The organism is Roseomonas sp. BN140053 (assembly GCF_047690175.1).
Classification (GTDB): domain Bacteria; phylum Pseudomonadota; class Alphaproteobacteria; order Acetobacterales; family Acetobacteraceae; genus Roseomonas.
Genome location: NZ_JBLLEB010000091.1, coordinates 1 through 1500, shown reverse-complemented (window position 1 = coordinate 1500; position 1500 = coordinate 1). Strand labels below are relative to the sequence as shown.

Sequence of the window (1500 nt, the reverse complement as noted above, 5' to 3'; positions counted from 1 at the left end):
CTGGCACGGCTCACGGCAGCTCCGCGTGCCCAACAACGTCACCCTGGTGCCCTTGCCGCCCTACGCACCCGAGTTGAACCCCGTCGAGCGCGTCTGGCTTTACCTGCGCGAGCGCTTTCTCTCTCATCGCTTGCTCCACAGCAACGCCGCCATCGTCGACGCCTGCTGCCAAGCCTGGAATGCCCTGACGCCAGATCACCTCCGCTCCCTCACTAGCTATCCTTGGATTGGAAAAGTCACTTCATAAGCGCGCCGGTATAAGGGGCAATGCTCGCCGCTACCTTGGGGATTGCTTGGTTCGTCACCCGACCGCCAGGAACTCTGGGGCGTAGCGTTCGGTAACCTCCGAGGCGTCGCCAGCAGCAACTCTAATCTATTGTTCGCAAGCACTGGATCGGTTCTGCACGAGTGCTGCTTGGCTTGCGCCCGAGGTTGAGCAAAGCATGCATGAGCGCCGTCGCACCGCGCGGTAGCCACGCTCCACCGACCAGAGGTCGGCGGGGCTCGGGCTGGTAGCAGCACCCGAAGGTCGGGCCAGCCGCACCGGAGCCCCGCGATGGTCAAGCAGAGCCACATTGCCACGCTACCCGACATTCCCGCGCCACCACGGCAGGCCGTCATCGCCTCCTTGCTCAAGACCGGCCTCAGGGCGCAGGCGCCAGCTCCGGCCGGGGAGACCGAGCCGGAACGGTCCTTAGCGCAGCCCGACCCGCCAGGGACCGGCGCCGACCTGGGAGGCGTTCAGGCTACCCAGCCGCCTGCACACGCCCTTGGTAGCGTGCGTGCGGCCGCTCAGGCCGTTCTGGCGGCCTGGGACGCCCGAGGCACACCCAACACCCTGTCGGCAGCAGTGGAGCGGCTCCGTGCTGCCGTGGTCCGGAGGCCGGCCCAACCGTCCACCAACGGACCACGTACCGGCACCAAGCACGCTATCGTCCTGGCCCTGCTGCGCCGCCCGGAGGGCGCCACTGTGACTCAGCTAATCGAGGTCACCGGCTGGGCACCCCACACCGTCCGCGGCTTCCTCGCCGGCCTGAAGCGGCGCGGAACCCCGGTCGAGGTGCTGGAGCGCGTCCGCCAGGTCGGCTCGGGCAGGGCAGGGGCCAAGGGCAGCTACAGCGTCTATCGCGTGGCGGAGGCGGGCTGATGCGCCGGACCACCACTGGCCCGCGCTACGCGGTAGCGCTGTACCGGGTGTCTACGGCCGAGCAGGGTCACAGCGGTCTGGGGCTCGAGGCACAGCAGGCCAGCGTGCGGGCCTTCGTGTTCGCTCAGGGTTGGACCTTGGTCGCCGAGTATTCCGACGTGGCCAGCGGCAAGGACGACTGCCGGCCTGGGTTCCAGGCCGCACTGGCCCGCTGCCGTCAGCTCGGGGCCACGCTGGTGGTGGCACGACTGGACCGGATCACCCGCCGTGCCCACACCCTCTCGGGTCTGCTCGAGGAAGGGCTGTCGATCCGAGCAGCCGATATGCCCGGGGCGGACGACCTGATGATGCGG

General features: G+C 68.7%; 3 protein-coding genes. All 3 read left to right on the top strand.

The annotated features are described in order from the left end of the window. Window positions 1-247: transposase (locus ACLIBK_RS25520; protein WP_415390113.1), on the top strand; the 247-nt coding region annotated here is incomplete at its 5' end. A gap of 309 nt (window positions 248-556) precedes the next feature. After that, window positions 557-1147 (top strand): DUF3489 domain-containing protein, encoded by a 591-nt coding sequence (locus tag ACLIBK_RS25515; protein ID WP_415390112.1) that lies wholly within the window; start codon window positions 557-559, stop codon window positions 1145-1147. Then, a partial coding sequence (locus ACLIBK_RS25510) for a recombinase family protein (RefSeq protein WP_415390111.1) occupies window positions 1147-1500 on the top strand: 354 nt, incomplete at its 3' end. The genes ACLIBK_RS25515 and ACLIBK_RS25510, both read left to right, overlap by 1 nt.